Origin of the sequence: Burkholderia sp. 8Y, assembly GCF_902506145.1 — a bacterium.
In the GTDB taxonomy this organism is placed as follows: Bacteria; Pseudomonadota; Gammaproteobacteria; order Burkholderiales; family Burkholderiaceae; genus Caballeronia.
The window spans coordinates 1-1,361 of the sequence record NZ_LR733553.1; the positions used below are offsets into that span (position 1 = coordinate 1).

At 61.6% G+C, this 1,361-nt stretch carries 1 protein-coding gene; it reads right to left on the bottom strand.

Annotation, left to right across the window (positions count from 1 at the left end; translation table 11 throughout):
- Nucleotides 1–43 precede the first annotated feature (43 nt).
- The gene (locus tag GV035_RS28655) at nt 44–1,240 is read right to left on the bottom strand and encodes an IS256 family transposase (RefSeq protein ID WP_159839470.1); all 1,197 of its coding nucleotides are present in this window, start codon (nt 1,238–1,240) and stop codon (nt 44–46) included.
- Nucleotides 1,241–1,361: the final 121 nt, after the last annotated feature.

The window sequence follows — 1,361 nt, forward strand, 5'->3', positions numbered from 1 at the left end:
CGGTGCGAAGGGCGTAGCCCGCAGCGCCGAACGCCGCACGCCGCTATGCAGCAGCGCGCAAGAACTCCTTCTTCTGCTCGGCCAGCAGGGCCATGTTCAGATAGCGGCTGTCCTCCAGCCACGTTTCATGGGTTTCACTGCAGAGCGCCCTGACTAAGCGCAGACAGGCAGCCTCGTTCGGGAAGATTCTCACGATACGCGTGCGCCGCTTGATCTCTTCGTTCAAGCGCTCGAGCATGTTGGTCGACTTCAAATGCTTGTGATGCGCGCGCGGCAGCCGGTAGAACGTCAGCGTCTCGGCAATGTTGCCTTCCACCCAATCCACCAGCTTCGGATATTTGCCCTGCCACTTGGTGATCCACGCGGCGAGATCTCGCTGCGCCTCCTGCAGATCGCGTCGGTCGTACATCCAGCGCAACTCCTGCAGGCAGTCGTCATCGGCCTTGCGCGGCAGATAGTCCAGTGCATTACGCAGAAAGTGCACGTAGCAGCGCTGCCAGGCGGCTTCCGGCAGCACCTCACCGATCGCCTTCTTCAGCCCCGCGTGGTCGTCCGAGGCGACGAACTCGACGCCTGACAGGCCGCGCTTTTTCAGCCCCAGCAAGAACTCCTTCCAGCTCGACTGGCTCTCGCGGTTTGCCAACTCCACGGCCAGCACTTGCCGGTGACCTTCCCAGTTGATACCAATGGCGATGAGCACCGCCTGCGAGCGAATCACACCCGATTCGCGCACCTTCTCATAGCGCGCATCGACGATCAGATACGGATAAGCTTCCTCTAACGGCCGGTGCGCGAACTTTGCCAGCGTTGCGTCCAGTCCTTTATTGATGGCAGAGATCGCCGAGGCCGAGAAGCTGTGACCGCACAGCTCTTCGGTAATCGCCTTGACCTTGCGGGTCGAGACGCCCTGCACGTACATCTCCGCGAGCGCGGCCACCAATGCTTTCTCGCTGCGCGCATAGCGCTCGAACAAGGCTGTCGAGAATTCGCCGTGACGGTCACGCGGCACGCGCAGTTCCAGCTTGCCGATGCGCGTCACCAGCCCGCGGCCGTAGTAACCGGCTCGATAGCCACTGCGTGTCTCGGTCCGCTCGTTGGGCGATGCCCCCAGCAGCTCGGTCATCTCCGCTTCGAGCACTTCCTGAAGCGCATCCTTCATGAGCGCCTTCATCAGATCCCGGTCACCGGCAACCAGCGCTTCCACTGGCGGCCGGTTCGTACTACGCTTGGTCGTGGCCATGGCGTAAGCCCTCCCGAGGGCAGGTTGACGAACTCGACATTCATCAACTTACACCACGGCCACCCCTTCCTTCGGCATCTTCCTGCCTCCGAACTTTCTGCACACTTCTCGGCACATTACC

Excerpts from the sequence above, each read along its gene's own strand:
- GV035_RS28655 (WP_159839470.1), bottom strand. The coding sequence starts at position 1,240 with ATGGCCACGACCAAGCGTAGTACGAACCGGCCGCCAGTGGAAGCGCTG.